Raw genomic sequence first — 21901 nt, forward strand, 5'->3', positions numbered from 1 at the left:
GCCGGGGCACCGCTAGGTCTCCAGCCCCAGCACCGCATTGCTGCGCTGCCGCACCTGGGTCAGCAGCGCCGGATCGGCCTCCAGCTGCTGGCCCCAGGAGGGCATCAGCTGCCGGAGCCGCTCCTGCCACGCCGCAGAGGCCAGGCGCTCCGGCCAGCAGCGCTGCAGCAGCTCCAACATCGTCTGCACGGCCGTGGAGGCCCCGGGCGAGGCCCCCAGCAGCGCCGCCAGCGACCCATCGGCGCTGGTGACGAGCTCGGTGCCCATCTGCAGGCTGCCGCCCACCCCCGGCAGGCGCTTGATGATCTGCACCCGCTGGCCGGCCGTCTCCAGCTGCCAGTCCTCGTCAGCGGCCTCGGGCAGGAACTGGCGCAGGGTTTCCAGGCGCTGCTCCTTGGTCTGCAGCACCTGGCCCACCAGATAGCGCACCAGATCGAAGTTGCGGGCCCCCACCTGCAGCGTGGGCAGCAGGTTGGAGGCCCGCACCGAGCGGGGCAGATCCAGCAGCGACCCCCGCTTGAGGAAGCGGGTGCTAAAGCCGGCGTAGGGGCCGAACAGCAGGGCCCGCTCGCCGTCGATCCAGCGGGTATCCAGGTGCGGCACCGACATCGGCGGCGCCCCCACCGCCGCCTTGCCGTAGACCTTGGCGTCGTGGGCGGCGACCACCGCCGGGTTCCGGCAGATCAGCCACTGGCCGCTCACCGGGAAGGCCCCGTAGGGCTTCGCTTCGGGGATGCCCGAGCGCTGCAGCAGCGGCAGGCTGCCGCCGCCGGCCCCCAAAAACACAAACGGCGCCTCGAACCGCTCGATCCGGCCGTCGGCCGTGCGCGCCTCGACCCGCCAGCCCGGGCGCCCGGCCAGCTGGCAGCGCTCCAGCCCCGTGACCTCCAGGCCGCGCCGCAACTCACCGCCCCCGAGCCCGCCGGCACCCACACCGCCGTGCGCCAGGCCCTCCAGCAGCTGGTGGGTGAGGGCGCCGAAGTTCACATCCGTGCCCCGGGCCACGCGGGTGGCCGCCATGGGCTGGTCCAGCGACCGCCCCTGCATCACCAGCGGCATCCACTGCCGCAGCTGGGCCGGGTCCTCACTCCAGGCCATGTCGGCGAACTGGGGCAGGGCGCTGAGGGCCCGGTGGCGACGCCGCAGGAAGTCGACGTTGGCCTCCCCCCACACGAAGCTCAGGTGCGGCACCGGCCGGATGAAGCCCGCCGGATCGGCCAGCTGCCGGCGTTCCACCAGCGAACTCCAGAACTCCAGGCTGCGCTCGAAGGCGGTGTTGATCGCCAGGGCCTTGGCGGTGGGGATGGAGCCGTCGGCGGCCTCGGGCGTGTAGTTGAGCTCGCAGTTGGCCGCATGGCCCGTGCCGGCGTTGTTCAGGGGACTGCTGCTCTCCCCCGCCACCCCCTCCAGCCGCTCCAGCACCACCAGCTCCAGCCCGGGCTCCAGCTGCCGCAGCAGGCTGGCCAGCGTGGCGCCCATGATCCCGGCCCCCACCAGCAGCACATCACAACGCTGGGTCTGCATCTGGGTCGAGCTCACCGCGCCCCCTGGACTCAATCCCGCCAACGCTATGGCGCAGGGTTGCGCAGCGCTTCCCGAAGCGGCCGATCATCCACTCGCGGCAATGGCGCTCCCGGATTGACCAGCCCGATGGCCTGCTGCACCTGCTGCACCGCCGCCAGATTCCGCTCCAGGACCCCCTGGGCTTGCAGCAACGGCACCTGCTCCACCAACATGGGGTCCACCAGCCCCTGCTCCGCGGCGCGGAACTGGGCCACACTGATTCCCTCTCGGGCGGCCATCACGGCATCGGCCTGATCCGGATCGCGGTCGGCCAGATCGTGGGCCGCCTGCCAGGTGCGGAGCAGCAGCACGAGCTCCTCACGGTGCTGCTCCGCGATCCGGGGATCCACAACCAGCACATCGAAGATCTCGCCGGGGATGCGGCTGCTGTCAAACAGCTTGCGCGCCAGGCCAGCCCGCAGGCTGTACTCGCTGAAGGGTGGGAAAAAGGCCGCCGCCTCCACCTCGCTCCGCCGCAGCGCACCGGCCATCTCGCCGAGGGGCATCGGCACCACCGTCACATCCGCCAGCGTCAGCCCACTGGTCTCGAGGGCACGACTGAGCACGTAGGGGCCCAGTGTCGAGGGCGTGACCGCCACGCGCGCGCCCCTGAGCTGCTCGACCAGGTCAAATCCCCGTCGTGCCGCCAGCATGTCGGCGCCGCGGGATTCATCCAGCACCAGCACCACCACCGGACAGCGCTTCGGCATCCGATTGCAGATGTCCACCACCTCCACCGTGGTGAGCTGGGCCACCCGCAGTTCGCCCCGCAGGTAGGCCTGCACGATCGCCTGAGGATCTGCGAAGTCCTGGGTTTGCATCCGCAGGCCTCGCGGCTCCGACAGACCCTTCTGCTGCGCCAGATAGAAGTACTCGTAGCCGGGCCAGGGAGCCAGGGGCACCTCAATCGTGCGGCCGGACCAGGGCAGCAGGCCACAACCCGCTGCGGCGAAACTGGAGAGAGCTGCTAGGGCAGAGCACCAGGCCCAGCGATAGCGGCGAGCCCGCGAAACCATCAGACCAGGCGCACAACGTTCAGTCCGCCACGAAGCTAGTCCTGGAGTGCCAAGGGGGGTCCAGCAGACCGCCTGCATGGCCCATGGCTTCGGATTGACCGCTCACAGCGCCGTGCTCTCATCCAGAACCAACGCAATCCGCTGGTCGATTGGCCAACACCTCCATCGATGCCAAGAAGACGTCCGGCCCCATCGGAATGACGGTTGGCTCTCGAGCGGCATCAGAGCCTGGGCCGCCACCCGCCACCGGCGACGGCACGAGCCCAGCAGAATGGATTGATTCTTCCGGCGTCCCGCATGGGTGTTCTGACGGCACTGGCGATCCTGGCGGGGCTGATCGTGGTGCACGAGGCCGGCCACTTCTTTGCCGCCACCTGGCAGGGCATTCGGGTCAGCAGCTTCTCGATCGGATTCGGGCCGGTGCTGCTGGAGCGGCAGCGCCGCGGCGTGCAGTTCGCCCTGCGGGCCATCCCCCTAGGCGGCTTCGTGGGCTTCCCGGACGACGACGAGGACAGCGCCATCCCCACCGATGACCCCGACCTGCTCCGGAACCGGCCCCTGCCCCAGCGGGCCCTGGTGATCGCCGCCGGCGTGCTGGCCAACCTGCTGCTGGCCTGGGCGGTGCTGGTGGCCCAGGGCGCCGTTGTGGGCATCCCCGCCGGCTTCAGCGCCACCCCGGGCGTGCTGGTGAGCGGCGTGCAGGCGGGCCAGGCCGCCGCGGCCTCGGGCCTGACGGCCGGTGACCGCATCATGGGCGTCGATGGCCAGAAGCTGGCCGGCGGCCAGCAGGCCGTGGTGGACCTGGTGGCCCGCATCAAGGGCGCCCCGGACCAGACCCTCACCCTGGAGACCGAGCGCAACGGCCAGCTGCGCAGCCTGCGGCTCACCCCGGCGGATGCCGATGGCATCGGCCGCATCGGCGCCCAGCTGCAGCCCTTCGGCACGGAGGCCTTCCGGCCCGCCAAGGGCCCCGGCGAGGTCCTGGGCCGCGCCAGCCGCGACTTCGTGACCCTCACCAAGCGCACGGTGGATGGCTTCGTGACCCTGGCCACCCACTTCGGCCAGACCGCCAGCCAGGTGTCGGGCCCGGTGAAGATCGTGGAGATGGGCGCCAGCCTGGCCAAGCAGGGCGGCAGCAGCCTGTTCCTCTACACCGCCCTGATCTCGATCAACCTGGCAGTGCTCAACGCCCTGCCCCTGCCGCTGCTGGATGGCGGCCAGTTCGTGCTGCTGCTGCTCGAGGGCCTGCGGGGCCGGCCCCTGCCGGAGAAGTTCCAGATGGCCTTCATGCAGTCGGGCTTCGTGTTCCTGGTGGGCCTCAGCCTGGTGCTGATCGTGAAGGACACCAGCCAGCTGGCGGCGGTGCAGCAGCTGCTGGGCCGCTGAGCCCAACCCCTGCGCACAGCCACTGAGCCACCCGGCTGAGCCTCCCCCCGATGCCCCGCTTCCCCAGCGCCAAGCGCCGCGCCCCCGAGCTGCTCACCCGCCTTGGCGATCTCTACCCCCACGCCACCTGCTCGCTCGACTGGCGCACCCCCTACGAGCTGCTGGTGGCCACCATGCTCTCGGCCCAGTGCACCGACGAGCGGGTGAACCTGATCACCCCGGCCCTGTTCGAGCGCTTCCCCGATGCGGCCGCCGCCGCCGCGGTGGAGCCGGAGCAGGTGGAGCCCTACGTGAAGTCGGCGGGCTTTTTCCGCAACAAGGCGAAGAACATCGTGGCCAGCTCGCGGCTGCTGATCGAGCGCCACGGCGGCGCCGTGCCGCGCACGATGGAGGAGCTGCTGGAACTGCCGGGCGTGGCCCGCAAGACGGCCTCGGTGGTGCTGGCCTGGTGCTACGGCATCAATGCCGGCGTCACGGTGGACACCCACGTGGCCCGGCTGAGCCAGCGGCTGAAGCTCAGCAAGCACAGCGAGCCGCGCCGGATCGAGCCCGACCTGATGCAGCTGGTGCCCCAGGCCGACTGGCAGACCCTCTCGATCCGGCTGATCTTCCACGGCCGGGCCGTCTGCACCGCCCGCAGCCCCCGCTGCGGCGCCTGCCCGATCGCCGACCTCTGCCCCAGCGGCGAGCTCCTCAGCGCCAGGCCCGTGCGATCGGCCAAGGCAGGACCCGCGGCGAGGTAGGCTCACCCCTCATTGGATCCCGAGCACCAGCCGCATGGCGAAGAAGTCGATGATTGCGCGCGACGCGAAGCGCCAGAAACTGGTCGACCGCTATGCGGCCAAGCGCGCGGCCCTGAAGGAGGCCTTCGAGTCGGCCGCCGACCCGATGGAGCGCCTGGAGATCCACCGCAAAATCCAGAGCCTGCCCCGCAACAGCGCTCCCACCCGCCTGCGCAACCGCTGCTGGGCCACCGGCAAGCCCCGCGGCTACTACCGCGACTTCGGCCTGTGCCGCAACCAGCTGCGCGAGCGCGCCCACAAGGGCGAACTGCCCGGCGTGGTCAAGTCCTCCTGGTGATGTCCGCCGGGGCCTGCGGGCCCCGAATCCCAGGACCCGGAGCCAGGTGTCCTGGCCCACCAGCACTCCGATCCGGCGCCTGCGGGCGCCTTTTTTGTTGCGCGCGCCGGTCCTCCCCCCACGGCCCTTCGGGCCCGGATGCGAGAATCCCCCTTGACAACAAAACGGACATAAGCGCACGTGCAAGGTCAGACGCAGTCGATCTCCTTCGATGGTCGGGAGATCCGGCTGACCACCGGTCGGTTCGCCCCCCAGGCCGGGGGCTCGGTGTTGGTCGAATGTGGTGATACCGCCGTTCTGGTGACGGCCACCCGCTCCGGTGGCCGCGAAGGCATCGATTTTCTCCCCCTGATCTGCGACTACGAGGAGCGGCTCTACGCCGCCGGTCGCATCCCCGGCAGCTTCATGCGCCGCGAGAGCCGCCCCCCCGAGCGGGCCACCCTGATTGCCCGGCTGATCGACCGGCCGATGCGGCCCCTGTTCCCCAGCTGGATGCGGGACGACCTGCAGATCGTGGCCACCTGCCTCTCGCTCGATGAACGGGTGCCGCCCGATGTGCTCGCCGTGACCGGCGCCTCCCTCGCCACCCTGCTGGCGAAGATCCCCTTCCACGGCCCCATGGCCGCCGTGCGGGTGGGCCTGCTGGGCGACGACTTCGTGCTCAACCCCAGCTACCGCGAAATCGAGCGCTCCGAGCTGGATCTGGTGGTGGCCGGCACCCCCGAGGGCGTGATCATGGTGGAGGCGGGCGCCAACCAGCTGCCCGAGCAGGACGTGATCGAGGCCATCGACTTCGGCTACGAAGCGGTGTGCGAACTGATCAAGGCCCAGCAAGCCCTCCTGAAGGATCTGGGCATCGAGCAGGTGATCCCCGAGGCCAAGACCGAAGATCCCACCCTGCCCGCCTTCCTTGAGAAGGAGTGCTCAGCCGCCATTGGCGAGGTGCTGCAGCACTTCGAGCAGACCAAGGCCGAGCGCGACGAGAAGCTCGATGCCATCAAGGCCGAGGTGGTGACCAAGATCGCCGCCCTGGCGGAGGACGACCCGATCCGCCTCGCCGCCAGCGGCAAGGCCCTGGGCAACAGCTACAAGGGCCTCACCAAGAAGCTGATGCGCGGGCAGATCCTCAAGGAGGGCAAGCGCGTCGACGGCCGCAGCCTGGATCAGGTGCGCCCGATCAGTGCCGCCGCCGGTGTGCTGCCCAAGCGCGTGCACGGCTCCGCCCTGTTCCAGCGCGGCCTCACCCAGGTGCTCTCCTGCGCCACCCTCGGCACCCCGAGCGACGCCCAGGAGATGGACGACCTCAACCCGTCCACCGAGAAGACCTACCTGCACCACTACAACTTCCCCCCCTACTCGGTGGGTGAGACCCGGCCGATGCGCAGCCCCGGCCGCCGCGAGATCGGCCACGGCGCCCTGGCCGAGCGGGCCCTGATCCCCGTGCTGCCCAGCAAGGAGAGCTTCCCCTACGTGCTGCGGGTGGTGTCGGAGTGCCTCAGCTCCAACGGCTCCACCTCCATGGGCTCGGTGTGCGGCAGCACCCTGGCCCTGATGGATGCCGGCGTGCCCCTCAAGGCGCCCGTGAGCGGCGCCGCCATGGGCCTGATCAAGGAGGGCGATGAGGTGCGCATCCTCACCGACATCCAGGGCATCGAGGACTTCCTCGGCGACATGGACTTCAAGGTGGCCGGCACCGAGAAGGGCATCACCGCCCTGCAGATGGACATGAAGATCACGGGCCTGGCGGTGAAGACCGTGGCCGACGCCGTGAACCAGGCCCGTCCGGCGCGCCTGCACATCCTCGAGAAGATGCTCTCGGCGATCGAGAAGCCCCGCGACACCCTCAGCCCCCACGCCCCGCGCCTGCTCAGCTTCCGCATCGATCCGGAACTGATCGGCACCGTGATCGGCCCCGGCGGCCGCACGATCAAGGGCATCACCGAGCGCACCAACACCAAGATCGACATCGAGGACGGCGGCATCGTGACGATCGCCAGCCACGACGGTGCCGCCGCCGAGGAGGCCCAGCGGATCATCGAGGGGCTGACCCGTCGCGTGTCCGAGGGCGAGCAGTTCCAGGGCACCGTGACCCGGGTGATTCCGATCGGCGCCTTCGTGGAGATCCTGCCCGGCAAGGAGGGGATGATCCACATTTCGCAGCTGAGCGAGGCCCGCGTCGAGAAGGTGGAGGACGTGGTGAAGGTGGGCGATCAGGTGACCGTGCGCGTGCGCGAGATCGACAACCGCGGCCGCATCAACCTCACCCTGCGGGGCGTGCCCCAGGCCGAGGAGCCGGCAACCGTCTGAGGCGGGTTGCAGTAACTCGGATTGCAGCAACACGAGTTGCAGCAACCCGTCTTGCCGCAACCCCGAAATCATTCCGCAAAGCCGGCCCCATGGGGTCGGCTTTTTTATGTTGTGCGCTGGGTGTTGGCTTCGCAGCCACAGCGATGAATCTTGCGATCACAGGATCCCATTCCATGGGCAAAAGCACCCTGGTGCAGGACTGGGTCAGCATCCATCCCAACACACTGCTCGAGGAGGAGCCCTACCGGGTGCTCGGGCTACACGGCCCCTACGAGATTCAGTTTCGCGACGCCGCCACGCGCCATCACAACGGCCTGATGCTGTACTACAACATCAGCCGCTGTTACCGCCATGGCCAACGCGAGCAACCGGTGATCTTTGATCGCTGCCCGATCGACTTCATTGCCTATTCCCAGTTCGCCGCCGATTGCGGCCGCTCCGATATCGACGACGCCTTTGTGGAATCGATGCTGGAGCCCACCCTCGAATGCCTCAGCTGCCTGGATCTGCTGGTGTTCATTCCCAAGACCGACGAGGCCCCGGTACTCCTGGAGGATGACGGAATCCGCCCCATCGATCATGCCTATCGCGACGCGATGGACCTGATCTTCAAGCAGATCTACCGCGACGGCCGCTACGGCCTGCGCCACAGCGCCCACTTCCCGCCCCTGCTGGAACTGTGGGGCAGCCGCGAGGAGCGCCTCAACAAGCTGGAGCAGGCCATCGCGGCCCTATCAGGACCGCTCACACCCTGAAGCCCGGATCGATCGTGGCCATCGCCGCGGCGGCGCGCTCGCACAGTTCGCGGTGGCTGGCACCGTGGCTGGCGATCAGGCAGCCGGCCTGGCGGATATCGCCGTCGTTGTAGCTGAGGGCGCGGCCATCGGCGTGGCTGAAGGCGCCGCCGGCAGCGCGCAGCACGGCTTCCGGTGCCGCCATATCCCAGTCCTTCGGGGCGCTCTTGCCCGAGAGGGAGATGTAGAGATCCGTCTCGCCGCGCAGGATCGTGGCCACCTTGCCGCCCACACTGCCGATCGCCTTGGTGTCACCCAGCTCCAGCGCCGCCAGCAGCTGCTCGAGGCGCTGGTCGCGGTGGTTGCGGCTGGCCACGAGCACCAGCTCGCCGAGGGCCCGACGGGGGCTCAGGGCCGGCGCGAACTGGTCGCCGGCGCGGTTCTCGCGCCAGGCACGGCCCGCAGCCCCAGCAGGGTCTGCCCCATCCGCCAGCAGGCCGAACCAAAGCTCCTCCATCACCGGCAGCAGCACCACCCCCAGCACCGGCTCGCCATGGCGAGCCAGAGCCAGATGCACCGCATACTCGCCCGTGCCCTGCAGGAAGTCCTTGGTGCCATCCAGCGGATCCAGGATCCACAGCCATTCAGCATCCAGGGCCTGGCCCGGGGTCAGCTGCTCCTTGGCGGTCTCCTCGCTGAGCAGGGTCCAGGGGGCATCGGGGAAGGCCGCCGCCAGCCCATCCAGCAACCACTGATTCACCGCCAGATCGGCAGCGCTCACCGGGCCCTCACCGCCCTCCTCCACGCTGAGGGCCGGCGGGAAGCCGTAGGGGGGCTGCTCACCGCGGCCGTAGGCCAGCAGGATGTCGGCGGCACCCCAGCTCAATCGCCGCAGTTCCGCCAGCAGGTGCTGCTCCTCGATGCCGGCGGGCAGACAGGCGGCGGCGGGCATCATGGAGCGGGCAAAGGGGCATTGTGATGCAGGGCGCCGAACCGGCCGCAGGCGTGCTCTATCTGGTGGGCACCCCCATCGGCAACGTGGGCGATCTCTCGCCCCGCGCCCGCCACGTGCTGGCCCACGTGGATCGCATCGCCTGCGAGGACACACGCCGCAGCGGGCTGCTGCTGCACAACCTCGGCCTGCGCAGCCGCGAGCAGGGGCCGAGGTTGCTCAGCTTCCACGAGCACAACCAGGCCGCCCGTATCCCCGAGCTGCTGCAGGCCCTGGCCGCCGGCGAGGCGATCGCCGTGATCAGCGACGCCGGCCTGCCAGGCATCTCCGACCCCGGTGAGGCCCTGGTGGCGGCCGCTCGGGCCGAAGGCCGCACGGTGATCTGCATCCCCGGCCCCTCGGCGGTGACCACCGCCCTGGTGAGCAGCGGCCTGCCCACGGGCCGCTTCTGCTTCGAGGGGTTCCTGCCACCCAAGGCCAACCAGCGGCGGGCGCGGCTGAAGGAGCTGGCGGGCGAAACCCGCACCCTGGTGCTGTTCGAGGCACCGCACCGGCTGCTGGCCCTGCTGGACGACCTGCTCAGCGAACTTGGCGATCGCCCCGTGGCCGTGACCCGCGAGCTCACCAAACGCCATGAACAGCAGGTGGGCCCCACACTGGCCGCGGCCCTCGCCCACTTCCGCAGCCAGGCGCCCCAGGGGGAATTCACCCTGGTGATCGGCGGGGCTCCAACGGCAACGGCTGCCGGCTCCGGCGACGCCGCCCCCAGCCAGGACAGCCTGCGCGCTTCGCTGGAGGCGCTCATGGCCGGCGGCCTCAGCCGCAGCGATGCCGCCCGCCAACTGGCCCAGCAGACCGGCCTCTCCAGACGGGAGCTCTACGCTCTGGTCCACACCGCTGAGGAGCCGAGCTGATGCTGCTGCGTCTGCGCCTGCTGCTGGGCAGCCTCGGCGGCGGGGCCCTGCTGCTGCTGTTGCTCTGCCTGGGGGCCCAGAACCTGGATCAGCGGGCCAGCCTCAACCTGGGCTTCGGCCGCAGCCAGCCGTTGCCCACCGGCTTTCTGGTGGGGGTTGCCCTGGTGCTGGGCGTGATCTCCGGCGGCACCGCCACCGCGCTGCTGCTGCCCCGCGGCGATCAGGCGCCCGGCAGGGAGTAGAGGGCGCCGCCCTCCAGCACCAGCCGGGTGATCCCCTGGGACACCAGATAGGACGCCGTGCGCTCAAGCAGGCGCGGGTCGGGCACGGGGATCACGCGCTGGGTGCGGCCGCACTGGCGCTTGGCTTCGCGCGGATTGGTGAACAGCATCAGCGCCTGCCGCTCCGCCTCGCCCTCGGGCAGGCTGCCGAGCTCGGGGAAGTCGGCCAGGGGCTGGGCCTGCAGTTCCACGGTCTTGTCGACTAGCAGATAGAGGCGAGCCGGCAGGGCCGCGGCGGCCAGGGGCTGCACCGAGGCCGTCGGCCGCTGGGCGGCCCCATCCCGCACGACCCCCGGCACAACAGCCACAGGGATGAAGACGGCGTCGAGCTCGTCGTCGTCGCCCTCGTCGAGGGCCTCATCGCCGAAGTCGTCGGCATCGTCGATGGCGAGGTGGGAGCCGCTCTCGGGATCCGTGTCCTCCTCGTCGTCGGTGACGTCCACGGCCTCAGTGGCTCCCTCAGGGCCACCCGTGGGTTCAGAACCCACTGAGGGGTTGGCACGATCAGCGTCGAAGCCCGTGATTTGAAGCACCGCAACGGTGGGGACCTCCGCGGTCGGACCCTCCACATCCACAGGCTCGAGGTCTGCGGTCTCGAGCAGGGCCTGCACCGGCTCGGGCGCGGGGGCCGCCGTCCGGCCCCGCTGGCGCTTGAGGGAGGCCAGCTCACCGGGATCGAGGGCCGCTTTCACCACCCGGCTCACGGTGTTGGGACTGCAGCCGAAGGCCTCAGCCAGGGCCTGCCCGGTCTCGCCCTGGCGGTAGCGCGCCACGATCTGCTCCTTCTGGCTGTCGCTGAGCCGGGTGGCCGCCATGGGAGCTACGGAACTGCAGCCCGCCACTGTAGAAGCCATGGCAGGCCCCCGCCGGCTAGCCGTTCAGGTCCAGCATCGTGGTGACCTCCCCGTCGGCCCAGCTGCTCTGCATGTAGCCATCGAGGAAGGTGCCCTCGGCGAGGGGCTCGGGACTGAACAGCATCCCCACGAAGGTGCTGTGGGTGAAGGCATCGGCCCAGCGCAGCTCCACCCCCAGCACGTGGATCTCCGCCAGGAACGGATGCGTGATGGTGAGGTGCCCCAGGCCGGGAAGATCCATCCGGTGCAGGCCAGGGAAGGCCACACAGCAGCCGGTGGAGCTGACGTCCCAGAGCTTGCCGGTGAGGCTGGTGGCGCCGAATTCCGAGGGCAGCTCCAGCACGGCCGTGACCACCGCCAGGGTGGACGGCAGGGCGTAGCGGCCGCTGCGCCGCGGGATCTTGGGGAGATCGGCTCCAGCCATGGCCGCCGCCCCCCATCGGCCCAACCGGAGCTTTGTATCCCGGAAACGCGCCTGCGGCCCGGTCCGTGACCAACCGCAACGCTGGCGAGGGCCATGGGCCCCTCCCAGGACGGCTGTCAGAATGGCGCCGGTGTCCAGCGGGACCCCGCCTGCTCCCTTAGCTCAGCTGGATAGAGCAGCTGCCTTCTAAGCAGCCGGCCGATGGTTCGAATCCATCAGGGGGCGTTATCTCCAGACTCTGCACAGTCCGAGTCGCTTCGCTACCACCAGGATGACGCCTCCCTTCTCCTTCTTCGGCATCGGCACTAGCTCCAAGAAGCCCGACCCTGACAAGGGGGACGCTGGCGGCGGCGCCAACCGCAACGGCAAGGGCAGCCAGCGCAGCCATCGCCGCAAGACCGTGCTGCGCAACGCCCCCACCGGCGAACTGCAGTCGCTCAACGGCGGCTGCTGGGATGTGACGCTCTGGGACATCAGCCGCGGCGGCCTGTGCCTGATCTCCCGGGCCCAGGAGGTGGCGATCCCAGCGGCCGAAAGTCTCTCGGTGCGGCTCTACGACCCGCTCAACCGCGACAGCCTGCGGCTGCGGGCCACCCTCTCCTGGATCAGACAGGAAGGGCACGAAACCCTGATCGGGCTTGAATTCCGGCCCGGCACCAGCCTGCCCAAGGGGTGCTTCCTGGAGCGCTACCTGAGCGAGGGCAGCTGACCCAGCCGCTGGCCGAGGCCTGCAGCCTGGGCCTCCAGGACCGCGGCGATACAAGTTTCAGCCCGCAGCAGGGCCTCCTGGGCCTCGGCAGCGAACTGGCCCTCAACGTCATCCAGCCCGCCCTCCACCAGCAGCTGGACGGAATCCTGGGTTCTGCGGACCTGGGCCAGCACGATTGACGCCTGCACGACTACCTCACACTGGGTAGAGCAACCCCCTAACTTTAGGCAGCTGGGAGTAAGACAGGCACCCGATCTGTGGGAGCTGTAACCAAATTCAGACCGTCCAGGCGGTAAGGGACCGCCGGGCAGCCCGACGCTCAACACACTGGCGATCGGCGCCACCCTGCCTACGGTGAAGCCAGCGGCCAGCCGGGCCCCATGGCAACCGAACGCAGCATCGTGTCGAGCCGAGAGGCGAGCCTTGGATTGAGCCGAGAGGCGATCCTGGAACTGAGCCGAAAGGCGAGCCCGGAACCCGCCGGCCCATCCGGCAGCGACGCCTTCCCTGAGCTGGAGGCCGTCCTTCGGCGCCACGGCCATCGGCCGGACGGACTGATCGAGGTGCTCAACCGGGCCCAGGAACTGCACGGCCAGCTCACGCCGGCCCTGCTGCGCCACGTGGCCACGGCCCTGCGGCTGCCCCTCAGCCGGGTGCAGGGCACCGCCAGCTTCTACCACCTGTTCCGCTTCAGGCCGCCGGCGGCCCACAGCTGCGTGGTGTGCACCGGCACGGCCTGCCACGTGAAGGGAGCGGAGGCCCTGGTGCGGGCCCTGGAGGGGGAGCTAGCCCCCGGGGGGGCCGCGGAGGCGGCCGGCGCCGGGGCCATTGAACTGAGCACCGTGCGCTGCGTGGGCACCTGCGGCGGCGCCCCGCTGGTGGTGGTGGACGGACAGGTGTGGAACCACCAGACCCCCGCCAGCGTGCTGGCGCGCCTGCGGGAGCTGCGGCGATGAGCGCCACCCTGCGGGTGTGCACGGCGGCCGGCTGCGCCGGCTGCGGCGGCAGCGCCCTGCGGGAGCAGCTCGCCGCGGCGATCGCAGCCGCCGGCCCGGACGATCCCGCCAGCGGGCTGACCCTCAAGGGCGTGGGCTGCCTCGGCCCCTGCAGCGAAGGGGCCCTGCTGGAGCTGGAGAGCGCCTCCGGCCGCCGGCTGTTCGGGGGCCTCACCCCGGGGGGCGTGGAGGCCGTGGCGGTCAGCCTCGCCACCCTGGGCCCCGACGCGGACCTGGGGAGCTGGACACCGCCCGGCACCCGGCCGATCGACCTGGAGCAGCCCTTCTTCCGCCTGCAGCGGCGCCTGGTGCTGGAGCACTGCGGCCGCATCGATCCGGAGTCGATCGCGGAGGCCCTCGCCGCCGGCACCTACGGCCAGCTGCGTCGCGTGCTGCAGCAGGACAGCCCCGAGGCCGTGATCGAGCAGGTGCGCCGCAGCGGCCTGCGGGGCCGGGGCGGCGGCGGCTATCCCACCGGCCTCAAGTGGGCCACGGTGGCGCGCATGCCCGGCCGCGAGAAGGTGGTGGTGTGCAACGCCGACGAGGGCGACCCCGGCGCCTTCATGGACCGCAGCGTGCTGGAGGGCGACCCGCACCGGCTGCTGGAGGGCATGGCGATTGCGGCCTGGGCCGTGGGGGCCAGCCGCGGCTTCATCTACGTGCGGGCCGAATACCCGCTGGCGATCGCCCACCTGCGCACCGCCATCGCCCAGGCGGAAGACCACGGCCTGCTGGGGGCGGCCATCGCCGGCAGCGCCTTCAGCTTCCAGCTGGAGCTGCGGGTGGGGGCCGGCGCCTTCGTGTGCGGCGAGGAGACGGCCCTGATCCACTCGATCGAGGGTCGGCGCGGCGTGCCGCGGCCCCGGCCGCCCTACCCGGCGGAGGTGGGGGTGTTCGGCCTGCCGACCCTGATCAACAACGTGGAGACCTTCGCCAACATTCCGCCGCTGCTGGCCCTCGGCGCCGAGGCCTACGCCGCCATCGGCACGGCCCACAGCGGCGGCACCAAGGTGTTCTCCCTCACCGGCGACGTGCGCCTGGCCGGCGTGCTGGAGGTGCCGATGGGCACCCCCATCGCCACGATCGTGGAAACGATGGGCGGCGGCGCCCCAGGCGGCCGCGCCATCAAAGCGGTGCAGACCGGCGGCCCCTCGGGGGGCTGCGTGCCGGCGGACCGGCTCGCCACGCCGGTGGACTACGAGAGCCTGCAGGAGCTCGGCTCGATCATGGGCTCGGGCGGCATGGTGGTGATGGACGACACCACCTCGATGGTGGATGTGGCCTGCTTCTTCATGGCCTTCTGCCGCGAGGAGTCGTGCGGCAAGTGCATCCCCTGCCGGGCGGGCACCGTGCAGCTGCACGCGCTGCTGCAGAAGCACCTGGCCGGCGAGGCCAGCGCCGTAGACCTGGCCCAGCTGGAGAGCCTCTGCCACATGGTGAAGGACACCAGCCTCTGCGGCCTGGGCCAGAGCGCCCCCAAGCCGGTGCTCAGCACCCTGCGCCACTTCCGCGGCGACTACCTGGCCCTGCTGCGACCTGAGCCGGGGAGTAGCCAGGAGGTGGCGCCATGAGCGTGCATACCCTGCGGATCGACGGGCGTGACCTGGCCGTGCCCGAGGGCACGACGCTGCTGCAGGCGGCCCGGGAGGCCGGCATCGCCATCCCCACCCTCTGCCACCTGGAGGGCCTCTCGCCCGTGGCCGCCTGCCGGCTCTGCCTGGTGGAGATCGAGGGCACCGACAAGCTCCTGCCCGCCTGCATCACGCCCGCCGGCGAGGGAATGGTGGTGCACACGGCGACGCCGCGGCTGCAGGACATCCGCCGCACCGTGGTGGAGCTGCTGTTCACCGAGGGCAACCACGTGTGCGCCATCTGTGTGGCCAACGGCCACTGCGAGCTGCAGGACCTGGCGGTGACCACGGGCATGGACCACAGCCGCCTGCCCTACCGCTTCCCCGACCGCCACGTCGACCTCTCCCACCCCTCCTTCGGCCTCGACCACAACCGCTGCGTGCTCTGCACCCGCTGCGTGCGCGTCTGCGACGAGGTGGAGGGCGCCCACGTGTGGGACGTGGGCTGGCGCGGCGAGCACTGCCGGATCATCGCCGGCCTGGAGGAGCCCTGGGGCTCCGTGGACGCCTGCACCGACTGCGGCAAGTGCGTGCAGGTCTGCCCCACCGGCGCCCTGTTCCACAAGGGCGACACCACCGCCGAGAAGCACGGCGAGCCGGCCCGGCTGCAGGCCCTGGTCCACGCCCGCCGGCACCAGGAGTGGGACCCATGACCAGCAGCCCTCCCGCCGGTGGTACCCCCCGCGACAACCACACCAAGCTGCGCCTGGCCACGGTCTGGCTGGCGGGCTGCTCCGGCTGCCACATGTCGTTCCTCGACCTCGACGAGTGGCTGCTGGAGCTCGCCGACCAGGCCGAGATCGTCTACAGCCCGGTGGGCTCCGACGTGAAGACCTACCCCGACAACGTCGACGTGTGCCTGGTGGAGGGCGGCGTGGCCAACAGCGACAACCTGGAGCTGCTGCAGCAAGTGCGCGCCCGCACCCGCGTGCTGATCAGCTTCGGCGACTGCGCCATCACCGCCAACATCCCCGGCATGCGCAACATGCTCCAGGGCACCGATCCGGTGCTGCGCAAGGCCTACCTCGACCTCGCCGACGGCAGCGGCCAGCTGCCCCACACCCCCGGCATCGTGCCGGAGCTGCTGGAGCGGGTACTGCCGGTGCACGAGCTGGTGCCGGTGGAGCTCTACCTGCCGGGCTGTCCGCCGTCGGCGGCCCGCATCCGCGCGGCCTTGGAGCCGCTGCTGCAGGGCGGCTGGCCCGAGCTGAGCGGTGCGGATCGGATCCGCTTCGGCTGAGCCGCCCACCTGACGCCGTCACTCTCCGGATCCACCCACCCCACGTCTCCCAGCCGCCCCGACCCGCCATGGACCCGCCCCGCCGCACGATCACCATCGACCCGGTGACCCGCATCGAGGGCCACGCCAAGATCACGATCCAGCTCGATGCGGCGGGCGCCGTGGAGACGGCCCGCTTCCATGTGACGGAATACCGGGGCTTCGAGAGGTTCTGCGAAGGCCGGCCCTTCACCGAGATGGCGGCGATCACGGCGCGGATCTGCGGCATCTGCCCGGTGAGTCACCTGCTGGCGGCCGCCAAGACCGGCGACAAGATCCTGGCGGTGACGATCCCGCCCACGGCCGAGAAGCTGCGGCGGCTGATGAACCTGGCCCAGCTCACCCAGAGCCATGCCCTCTCGTTCTTTCACCTCAGCAGCCCCGATTTCCTGCTGGGCTGGGACAGCGACCCGGCCCGTCGCAACGTGTTCGGCCTGATCGCCGCCGATCCCGATCTGGCCCGCGCCGGCATCCGCCTGCGCCAGTTCGGCCAGGGGGTGATCGAGGCCCTGGGGGGGCGCAAGATCCACGCCGCCTGGTCGGTGCCGGGGGGGGTGCGGGAGCCCCTCAGCGAGGAGACGCGGCGGCGGATCCAGGCCGGGCTGCCGGAGGCCTTCGCCATCACCGAGCGGGCCCTGGGCCTGTTCAAGACCCTGCTCGACACCCAGCTGGGCGAAGAGCTGGGCGTCTTCGGAAACTTCCCCTCGCTCTTCCTCGGCCTTGTGGGCCCGGGCGGCCTCTGGGAGCACCACCGCGGCGCCGAGGCCGGCTGCGGCATCCGCATCGTCGACAGCGCGGGAGCCGTGGTGGCCGATGGCCTGCGGGAAGACGACTACGCCTCCTTCCTGGCCGAGGCGGTGGAGCCCTGGAGCTACCTGAAGTTCCCCTACGTGAGGGCCCTGGGGCCGGAGGCGGGCAGCTACCGCGTCGGCCCCCTGGCCCGGCTCAACCTGTGCGAGCGCATCGGCACGGAGCAGGCCGACCGCGAACTGCTGGAACTGCGCCAGCGGGGCGGCCGGGTGGTGACGGCCTCGTTTCTGTATCACCTGGCCCGCCTGATCGAGATCGTGGCCTGCCTGGAGCAGATGCAGCAGCTGCTCGACGATCCCACGATCACGGCGACCCACGTGCGCGCCCGGGCCGGCGTGAACGCCCACGAGGCAGTGGGGGTGAGCGAGGCGCCGCGGGGCACCCTGTTCCACCACTACCGGGTGGACGACAACGGCCTGATCGAGGCGGTGAACCTGATCATCGCCACGGGCCAGAACAACGGCGCCATGAACCGCACCGTGACCCAGATCGCCCGCCACTACCTCAGCGGCGTGCGGCTGACGGAAGGGCTGCTGAACCGGGTGGAGGCGGGCATCCGCTGCTTCGATCCCTGCCTCTCCTGCTCCACCCACGCCGCCGGCCAGATGCCGCTGCTGGTGGAGCTGGTGGGCGCCGATGGCCAGCTGCGCGACGTGCTGCGGCGGGATTGAGCCATGGGAGCCGGGCGACTGGTGATCGGCATCGGCAACAGCCTGCGCCAGGACGACGGCGTGGGCTGGCGCGTGGCCGAGACCCTGGCGGCCCGGGTGGCGGCCGGCGCGCTGGTGGGGCTGGAGGCACTGGCGGTGCAGCAGCTCACCCCCGAGCTGGTGGAGCCGATCGCCGCGGCCGGCGCCGTGGTGCTGGTGGATGCGGTGATCACGGCGGCGGCGGGCTCGGGGCCCGCGGGTCTGGAGCCCCTGCGCCTGGAGCCGCTGCACCCCGCCAACGCCAGCACGCGCACGCCCCTGACCCACCACGCCACACCCGCCGCCCTCCTGGCCCTCACTTCCACGCTGCACGGCACCTGCCCGCCGAGCTGGCAGCTGCTGATTCCGATCGCCGCCAGCACCACCGGCTTCGGCGAGGAGCTCAGCCCCGGTGCCAGCGCCCGCCTGGCGGAGGCCCTGGACCTGCTCACGGCCTGGGCGCGCCATGCATGAACTCGCCCTGATGGAAGAACTGCGCCGCCTCGCCGTGCAGGAGGCGCGGGCCCAGGGCGCCCGCCGCATCCACGGGTTGCAGCTGCGGGTCGGCAGCCAGGCCGGGGTGGATCCCGAGGCCCTGCGCCTGGCGTTTGCGGTGGTGATGGGAGCGGCCGATCGCCAGGGCGATGGCCAGCCGGACGACGCGGAGCTGTGCGGGGGCCCGATCACGCTGGATCTCGAGGTGGTGCCCACCGTCTGCTTCTGCCCAGACTGCGGGCAGGAGTTCCGCCCCGTCGATGTGATCCACGCCTGCCCCCGCTGCGGCCACCTGGCCAGCCGCCTCCTGCGGGGCCGGGAGCTGGAGTTGGTGGGCCTGGAGGTGTCCTGATGTGCGGCACCTGTGGCTGCAATGAAGCGACGATCCGCGGGGGTGGCGCGGAAGCCGCGGCTGCCAGGGGCGCGCCTGCGGAGATCGCACCCAGTCCAACCCGCCAGCTCACCCTGCAGCGCCGACTGCTGGAGCGCAACGACCTGCAGGCCGCCGCCAACCGCCACCACTTCGAGCAGCACGGCCTGCTGGCCCTCAACCTGCTCTCGGCCCCCGGCTCCGGCAAGACGGCCCTGCTGGAGCAGCTGGCGGCGCGCTGGTCCCGGCCGCCGGTGGGGGTGATCGTGGGCGATCTGGCCACCGACAACGACGCCCGCCGCCTGCAGGCCGCCGGCGCCCGGGCCGTGCAGATCCGCACCGGCGACCTCTGCCACCTGGAGGCCCACCTGGTGGAGCGGGCCTTCGCCCAGCTCGACGCCACCGGCATGGAACTGCTGGTGATCGAGAACGTGGGCAACCTGGTGTGCCCCACCGGCTTCGACCTGGGGGAACACCTGCGCCTGGCGGTGCTGTCGGTGACGGAGGGGGAGGACAAGCCGCTCAAGTACCCGGGCCTGTTCCGCAGCGCCGATGCCGTGCTGCTCAACAAGATCGACCTGGCCGAGGCGGTGGACTTCCGACGCGACGAGGCGCTGGCCAACTTGGCGGCGATCGCGCCGCGGGCCCGGCTGTTCGAGGTGTCGGCCCGCAGCGGCGCGGGGCTGGCGGAGCTGATCGGCTGGCTGGAGCAACAGCGGCGCCAGCGGGGGCTGCAGGCGCGGGCGCACCAGCATGGCCATGGCTCCAGCCACGTCCACGGCTGAGCCCGGCATGGAGGGGGGGAGTCGGGGGGTGGGGCCGGCAGCGCCGCAGCGCCTGGAGCTCCAGCTGGAGGGGCTGGTGCAGGGGGTGGGCTTCCGGCCCTGGGTGCACCGGCTGGCCACGGAGCTGGGGCTGCGGGGCTGGGTGGCCAACGGCCCCGATGGCGCCGCCGTGGCCCTGGAGGGGGAACGCCCGGCGCTGGAGCGCTTTCTGGCGGCCCTGCCCGAGAGCCCACCGGCCCACTGCCGGATCGACCGGCTGGAGGTCCGCTGGGGGAGCAGCCAGGGGGAACCGGCGGGGATGCGCATCGCCCCCTCCACCGCGGTGGCCCCCGGGCGGGCCGGTGGGGCCACGTCCGAAACAGCGGCGGCGGCCCGGGCCCTGGTGCTGCCGGATCTGGCCACCTGTGAGGCCTGCCTGGCGGAGCTGCGCGATCCCGGCAACCGCCGCCACGGCTATCCCTTGATCAGCTGCACCGACTGCGGCCCCCGCTACAGCCTGCTGCGGCGTCTGCCCTTCGAGCGCGACAACACCAGCCTGGCGGACTTCCCGCTGTGTGCGGCCTGCCGCCGGGAGTACGGCGACCCGGCCGATCGCCGCTTCCACGCCCAGACCCTGAGCTGTCCGGCCTGCGGGCCGCGGCTGGCCTGGCGGGAACTGGACCGGAGCCGCGCGCCTGCCGCCGGGCTGGATTCGGATCCCGGCATCCAGGCCGGCCAAGGGGCCCAAGCAACCAACCAGACCGCCATCGCGGCGGCCGCCGCGGCCCTGCGCGCCGGGCGGATCGTGGCGTTGCAGGGGGTGGGGGGCTTCCAGCTGCTGGTGGAGGCGGGCAACGCCGCGGCCGTGGCGGAGGTGCGCCGCCGCAAGGGCCGACCCGACAAGCCCCTGGCCCTGATGGCTTCCCGGGAGTGGATCGAGGCCCACGGCCACCCCAGCCCGGAGGAGGCGGCCCTGGTCGACTCGGCGGCCGCCCCGATCGTGCTGCTGCACCCGCGCACGCCACCGCCGATCGCCGCCGGCGTGACCAACGGGAGCGCCTGGCTGGGGGTGATGCGCCCCAGCAGCGCCCTGCACCACCTGCTGCTGGAGGCCGTCGGCGGGCCGGTGGTGGCCACCAGCGCCAACCACTCCGGCGAGCCCCTGGCCTCGGATGCCGTGGGCGACAGCGCCGTGCTGGCCGCCCTCGCCGACGGGGTACTGAGCCATGGCCTGGCCATCGTCAACCCGATCGACGACGGGGTGGCCCGCGTCGCGGGCGGCCATCCGCTGCTGCTGCGCCAGGGGCGGGGCAGTGCCCCCATCGCTCTGGAGCTAGCGGGGGGGAACACCACGGACCGGACAGATACCGGAACGGGCGCGGTGCTGGCCCTCGGCGCCCAGATCAAGGCCAGCTTCGCCCTGGGGCTCCAGGCCGCGGGCGGCAGGCGCCTCGCACTGCTCAGCCCCGCCCTCGGGAACCTGGAGAGCGAGGCGGGCTCCGCCCACCTGCAGCGCACCCTGGCGGCCTGGCTGAAGCGCCAGGGCGTGAGCCCCGCCGCCCTGCGCTGCGACGGCCACCCGGGCTACGTGTCCACCCGGCTGGCCCAGGCCCTGGCGGCCCGGGAGGGCCTGCCGCTGGTGCCCGTGCAGCACCACCACGCCCACCTACTGGCCTGCGCGGCCGAACACGGCCTGGCGGGCCCCCAGCTGGGGGTGGCCTGGGACGGCTCCGGCCACGGCGATGACGGCACCCTCTGGGGCGGCGAGGCCCTGCTGATCACGCCGACGGGCTACCAGCGGCTGGCGCGGCTGCGCCCCTTCCGGCTACCAGGCGGTGAAACGGCGGCCCGGGAGCCTCGGCGGGCGGCCCTGGGACTGCTCCATGCCGGCCTGGGCGCCACGGGCCTGGAGGCGCTGCAGGCCAGGGGCCTGGCCAGCCTGGCGGCCTTCACAGCCGAGGAGCTCACGGTGCTGCACGGCCTGCTGGATTGCCCCAGCGCTGCCGCAGCAGCCCGGGCGCCCCTGTGCTCCAGCGTGGGTCGCCTGTTCGATGCGGTGGCCTCCCTGCTGGGCCTGGTGCAGCGCTGCAGCTACGAGGGCCAGGCCGCCATGGCCCTGGAGGGACTGGCCACGGCGGCCTGGGAGCGGGAGGGTCGGGATGGACGCCGTGGCGACCAGACGCCATGGCCAGCAGCCGGTCCCGAGGAGAGGGCGCAGACGATGCTGGCTGGGGGGGCCGGCGATGGCCACCTGATCCTGCGGGCCGCCGCTGCCGGCGAACCCAGGCAGCTGGATTGGCAACCCCTGCTGGAGGTGATCCTCGCCGACCTGGCCAACGGCCGCGACCGCGGCGCCATCGCCCTGGGCTTCCACCGCGCCCTGGCCTCAGCCCTGGGCGAGCTGGCCAGCGCCCTGGGCGCCCGGCAGCTGCTGCTGGCGGGCGGCTGCTTCCAGAACGCCCTGCTGCTGGAGCTCGCCTGCGCCGAGCTGCACCGGCGCGGCATCACCCCGCTCTGGCCCCGTCAGCTGCCCTGCAACGACGGGGCCATCGCCCTGGGCCAGCTGCTGGCGGAGAAACCGGAACCGGATGAAGCAACCCCGCGGTGGCCTTGGCCCGCCGAAGCGGGATGGCTATAGAGAGGACAAC

Annotated in this window: 23 protein-coding genes and 1 tRNA gene; 18 read left to right on the forward strand and 6 right to left on the reverse strand. The window is 71.6% G+C overall.

Annotated elements, in window-relative coordinates:
- Window positions 1-12: 12 nt before the first annotated feature.
- Both mqo and ACLV7J_RS04040 read right to left on the reverse strand, forming a co-directional pair.
- Window positions 13-1539, reverse strand: a complete 1527-nt coding sequence (gene mqo / locus ACLV7J_RS04035; RefSeq protein ID WP_411867827.1) for a malate dehydrogenase (quinone) — start codon at window positions 1537-1539, stop codon at window positions 13-15.
- A gap of 29 nt (window positions 1540-1568) precedes the next feature.
- Window positions 1569-2579, reverse strand: coding sequence for an ABC transporter substrate-binding protein (locus ACLV7J_RS04040; RefSeq protein ID WP_411867828.1), 1011 nt, complete (start codon window positions 2577-2579; stop codon window positions 1569-1571).
- Window positions 2580-2876: 297 nt separating this feature from the next.
- Here ACLV7J_RS04040 and rseP point away from each other — a divergent pair, with 297 nt between their 5' ends.
- The 5 genes from rseP to ACLV7J_RS04065 all read left to right on the forward strand — a co-directional run bounded on the left by rseP (window position 2877) and on the right by ACLV7J_RS04065 (window position 8107).
- On the forward strand, window positions 2877-3965 hold the full coding sequence (rseP, locus tag ACLV7J_RS04045; RefSeq protein WP_411867829.1) for an RIP metalloprotease RseP: 1089 nt from the start codon (window positions 2877-2879) through the stop codon (window positions 3963-3965).
- Window positions 3966-4015: 50 nt separating this feature from the next.
- Window positions 4016-4708, forward strand: coding sequence for an endonuclease III (gene nth / locus ACLV7J_RS04050; RefSeq protein ID WP_411867830.1), 693 nt, complete (start codon window positions 4016-4018; stop codon window positions 4706-4708).
- Window positions 4709-4742: 34 nt separating this feature from the next.
- Window positions 4743-5045, forward strand: a complete 303-nt coding sequence (gene rpsN, locus ACLV7J_RS04055; RefSeq protein ID WP_094590634.1) for a 30S ribosomal protein S14 — start codon at window positions 4743-4745, stop codon at window positions 5043-5045.
- 180 nt (window positions 5046-5225) lie between these two features.
- Window positions 5226-7352 carry a polyribonucleotide nucleotidyltransferase gene (locus tag ACLV7J_RS04060; protein WP_411867831.1) on the forward strand — a complete coding sequence of 709 codons (2127 nt, stop codon included), beginning with the start codon at window positions 5226-5228 and terminating at the stop codon, window positions 7350-7352.
- A 143-nt stretch (window positions 7353-7495) separates the two neighbouring features.
- On the forward strand, window positions 7496-8107 hold the full coding sequence (locus tag ACLV7J_RS04065; protein WP_411867832.1) for an AAA family ATPase: 612 nt from the start codon (window positions 7496-7498) through the stop codon (window positions 8105-8107).
- Here the strand turns inward: ACLV7J_RS04065 and ACLV7J_RS04070 are convergent.
- Window positions 8097-9041 (reverse strand): 3'(2'),5'-bisphosphate nucleotidase CysQ, encoded by a 945-nt coding sequence (locus ACLV7J_RS04070; RefSeq protein WP_411867833.1) that lies wholly within the window; start codon window positions 9039-9041, stop codon window positions 8097-8099. The two genes, ACLV7J_RS04065 and ACLV7J_RS04070, sit on opposite strands and share 11 nt — an antisense overlap.
- 23 nt (window positions 9042-9064) lie before the next feature.
- Between ACLV7J_RS04070 and rsmI the strand changes: the two genes are divergently transcribed.
- Window positions 9065-9952: a 16S rRNA (cytidine(1402)-2'-O)-methyltransferase gene (gene rsmI / locus ACLV7J_RS04075; RefSeq protein ID WP_411867834.1), complete on the forward strand. Its 888-nt coding sequence runs from the start codon at window positions 9065-9067 to the stop codon at window positions 9950-9952.
- Window positions 9952-10194 carry a hypothetical protein gene (locus tag ACLV7J_RS04080; RefSeq protein WP_411867835.1) on the forward strand — a complete coding sequence of 81 codons (243 nt, stop codon included), beginning with the start codon at window positions 9952-9954 and terminating at the stop codon, window positions 10192-10194. Before rsmI ends, ACLV7J_RS04080 begins: the two co-directional genes overlap by 1 nt.
- Here ACLV7J_RS04080 and ACLV7J_RS04085 read toward each other — a convergent pair.
- Both ACLV7J_RS04085 and ACLV7J_RS04090 read right to left on the reverse strand, forming a co-directional pair.
- Window positions 10173-11048 (reverse strand): helix-turn-helix domain-containing protein, encoded by an 876-nt coding sequence (locus ACLV7J_RS04085; protein ID WP_411867836.1) that lies wholly within the window; start codon window positions 11046-11048, stop codon window positions 10173-10175. The two genes, ACLV7J_RS04080 and ACLV7J_RS04085, sit on opposite strands and share 22 nt — an antisense overlap.
- A 55-nt stretch (window positions 11049-11103) precedes the next feature.
- A complete protein-coding gene (locus tag ACLV7J_RS04090; protein ID WP_411867837.1) occupies window positions 11104-11511 on the reverse strand; it encodes a PilZ domain-containing protein in 408 nt (135 codons plus the stop codon).
- A 151-nt stretch (window positions 11512-11662) separates the two neighbouring features.
- On the opposite strand from ACLV7J_RS04090, the gene ACLV7J_RS04095 reads away from it, so the two are divergent.
- Together ACLV7J_RS04095 and ACLV7J_RS04100 are read left to right on the forward strand one after the other, a co-directional pair.
- Window positions 11663-11736, forward strand: a tRNA-Arg gene (locus tag ACLV7J_RS04095).
- 46 nt (window positions 11737-11782) lie between these two features.
- Window positions 11783-12220 (forward strand): PilZ domain-containing protein, encoded by a 438-nt coding sequence (locus ACLV7J_RS04100; protein ID WP_411867838.1) that lies wholly within the window; start codon window positions 11783-11785, stop codon window positions 12218-12220.
- Here ACLV7J_RS04100 and ACLV7J_RS04105 read toward each other — a convergent pair.
- Window positions 12199-12408, reverse strand: coding sequence for a hypothetical protein (locus tag ACLV7J_RS04105; RefSeq protein WP_411867839.1), 210 nt, complete (start codon window positions 12406-12408; stop codon window positions 12199-12201). The genes ACLV7J_RS04100 and ACLV7J_RS04105 overlap by 22 nt on opposite strands.
- Before the next feature lie 192 nt (window positions 12409-12600).
- Between ACLV7J_RS04105 and ACLV7J_RS04110 the strand changes: the two genes are divergently transcribed.
- The 9 genes from ACLV7J_RS04110 (at window position 12601) to hypF (ending at window position 21891) form a co-directional block, all read left to right on the forward strand.
- Window positions 12601-13176 (forward strand): NAD(P)H-dependent oxidoreductase subunit E, encoded by a 576-nt coding sequence (locus tag ACLV7J_RS04110; protein ID WP_411867840.1) that lies wholly within the window; start codon window positions 12601-12603, stop codon window positions 13174-13176.
- Window positions 13173-14786, forward strand: coding sequence for a NuoF family protein (locus ACLV7J_RS04115; RefSeq protein WP_411867841.1), 1614 nt, complete (start codon window positions 13173-13175; stop codon window positions 14784-14786). The genes ACLV7J_RS04110 and ACLV7J_RS04115 overlap by 4 nt, the downstream gene beginning before the upstream one ends.
- The gene (gene hoxU, locus ACLV7J_RS04120; protein ID WP_411867842.1) at window positions 14783-15499 is read left to right on the forward strand and encodes a bidirectional hydrogenase complex protein HoxU; all 717 of its coding nucleotides are present in this window, start codon (window positions 14783-14785) and stop codon (window positions 15497-15499) included. The genes ACLV7J_RS04115 and hoxU overlap by 4 nt, the downstream gene beginning before the upstream one ends.
- Complete coding sequence (locus ACLV7J_RS04125) at window positions 15496-16086, forward strand: oxidoreductase (RefSeq protein ID WP_411867843.1); 591 nt, start codon at window positions 15496-15498, stop codon at window positions 16084-16086. The genes hoxU and ACLV7J_RS04125 overlap by 4 nt, the downstream gene beginning before the upstream one ends.
- 68 nt (window positions 16087-16154) lie before the next feature.
- On the forward strand, window positions 16155-17606 hold the full coding sequence (locus ACLV7J_RS04130) for a Ni/Fe hydrogenase subunit alpha (protein WP_411867844.1): 1452 nt from the start codon (window positions 16155-16157) through the stop codon (window positions 17604-17606).
- Window positions 17607-17609: 3 nt separating this feature from the next.
- Window positions 17610-18098 carry a hydrogenase maturation protease gene (locus ACLV7J_RS04135; protein ID WP_411867845.1) on the forward strand — a complete coding sequence of 163 codons (489 nt, stop codon included), beginning with the start codon at window positions 17610-17612 and terminating at the stop codon, window positions 18096-18098.
- Window positions 18091-18471, forward strand: a complete 381-nt coding sequence (locus tag ACLV7J_RS04140) for a hydrogenase maturation nickel metallochaperone HypA (RefSeq protein ID WP_411867846.1) — start codon at window positions 18091-18093, stop codon at window positions 18469-18471. The genes ACLV7J_RS04135 and ACLV7J_RS04140 overlap by 8 nt, the downstream gene beginning before the upstream one ends.
- A complete protein-coding gene (gene hypB / locus ACLV7J_RS04145; RefSeq protein ID WP_411867847.1) occupies window positions 18471-19274 on the forward strand; it encodes a hydrogenase nickel incorporation protein HypB in 804 nt (267 codons plus the stop codon). Before ACLV7J_RS04140 ends, hypB begins: the two co-directional genes overlap by 1 nt.
- Window positions 19249-21891 carry a carbamoyltransferase HypF gene (hypF, locus tag ACLV7J_RS04150; protein ID WP_411867848.1) on the forward strand — a complete coding sequence of 881 codons (2643 nt, stop codon included), beginning with the start codon at window positions 19249-19251 and terminating at the stop codon, window positions 21889-21891. The genes hypB and hypF overlap by 26 nt, the downstream gene beginning before the upstream one ends.
- Window positions 21892-21901 lie beyond the last annotated feature (10 nt).

The organism is Vulcanococcus limneticus LL, from assembly GCF_943369875.1.
Taxonomy (GTDB): Bacteria; Cyanobacteriota; Cyanobacteriia; order PCC-6307; family Cyanobiaceae; genus Vulcanococcus; species Vulcanococcus limneticus_A.

Coding starts and splice junctions, on each gene's coding strand:
- ACLV7J_RS04040 (WP_411867828.1), bottom strand. CDS start 2,579: ATGGTTTCGCGGGCTCGCCGCTATCGCTGGGCCTGGTGCTCTGCCCTA.
- rseP (WP_411867829.1), top strand. CDS start 2,877: ATGGGTGTTCTGACGGCACTGGCGATCCTGGCGGGGCTGATCGTGGTG.
- nth (WP_411867830.1), top strand. CDS start 4,016: ATGCCCCGCTTCCCCAGCGCCAAGCGCCGCGCCCCCGAGCTGCTCACC.
- rpsN (WP_094590634.1), top strand. CDS start 4,743: ATGGCGAAGAAGTCGATGATTGCGCGCGACGCGAAGCGCCAGAAACTG.
- ACLV7J_RS04065 (WP_411867832.1), top strand. CDS start 7,496: ATGAATCTTGCGATCACAGGATCCCATTCCATGGGCAAAAGCACCCTG.
- ACLV7J_RS04070 (WP_411867833.1), bottom strand. CDS start 9,041: ATGATGCCCGCCGCCGCCTGTCTGCCCGCCGGCATCGAGGAGCAGCAC.
- rsmI (WP_411867834.1), top strand. CDS start 9,065: ATGCAGGGCGCCGAACCGGCCGCAGGCGTGCTCTATCTGGTGGGCACC.
- ACLV7J_RS04080 (WP_411867835.1), top strand. CDS start 9,952: ATGCTGCTGCGTCTGCGCCTGCTGCTGGGCAGCCTCGGCGGCGGGGCC.
- ACLV7J_RS04085 (WP_411867836.1), bottom strand. CDS start 11,048: ATGGCGGCCACCCGGCTCAGCGACAGCCAGAAGGAGCAGATCGTGGCG.
- ACLV7J_RS04090 (WP_411867837.1), bottom strand. CDS start 11,511: ATGGCTGGAGCCGATCTCCCCAAGATCCCGCGGCGCAGCGGCCGCTAC.
- ACLV7J_RS04100 (WP_411867838.1), top strand. CDS start 11,783: ATGACGCCTCCCTTCTCCTTCTTCGGCATCGGCACTAGCTCCAAGAAG.
- ACLV7J_RS04110 (WP_411867840.1), top strand. CDS start 12,601: ATGGCAACCGAACGCAGCATCGTGTCGAGCCGAGAGGCGAGCCTTGGA.
- ACLV7J_RS04115 (WP_411867841.1), top strand. CDS start 13,173: ATGAGCGCCACCCTGCGGGTGTGCACGGCGGCCGGCTGCGCCGGCTGC.
- hoxU (WP_411867842.1), top strand. CDS start 14,783: ATGAGCGTGCATACCCTGCGGATCGACGGGCGTGACCTGGCCGTGCCC.
- ACLV7J_RS04125 (WP_411867843.1), top strand. CDS start 15,496: ATGACCAGCAGCCCTCCCGCCGGTGGTACCCCCCGCGACAACCACACC.
- ACLV7J_RS04130 (WP_411867844.1), top strand. CDS start 16,155: ATGGACCCGCCCCGCCGCACGATCACCATCGACCCGGTGACCCGCATC.
- ACLV7J_RS04135 (WP_411867845.1), top strand. CDS start 17,610: ATGGGAGCCGGGCGACTGGTGATCGGCATCGGCAACAGCCTGCGCCAG.
- ACLV7J_RS04140 (WP_411867846.1), top strand. CDS start 18,091: ATGCATGAACTCGCCCTGATGGAAGAACTGCGCCGCCTCGCCGTGCAG.
- hypB (WP_411867847.1), top strand. CDS start 18,471: ATGTGCGGCACCTGTGGCTGCAATGAAGCGACGATCCGCGGGGGTGGC.
- hypF (WP_411867848.1), top strand. CDS start 19,249: ATGGCTCCAGCCACGTCCACGGCTGAGCCCGGCATGGAGGGGGGGAGT.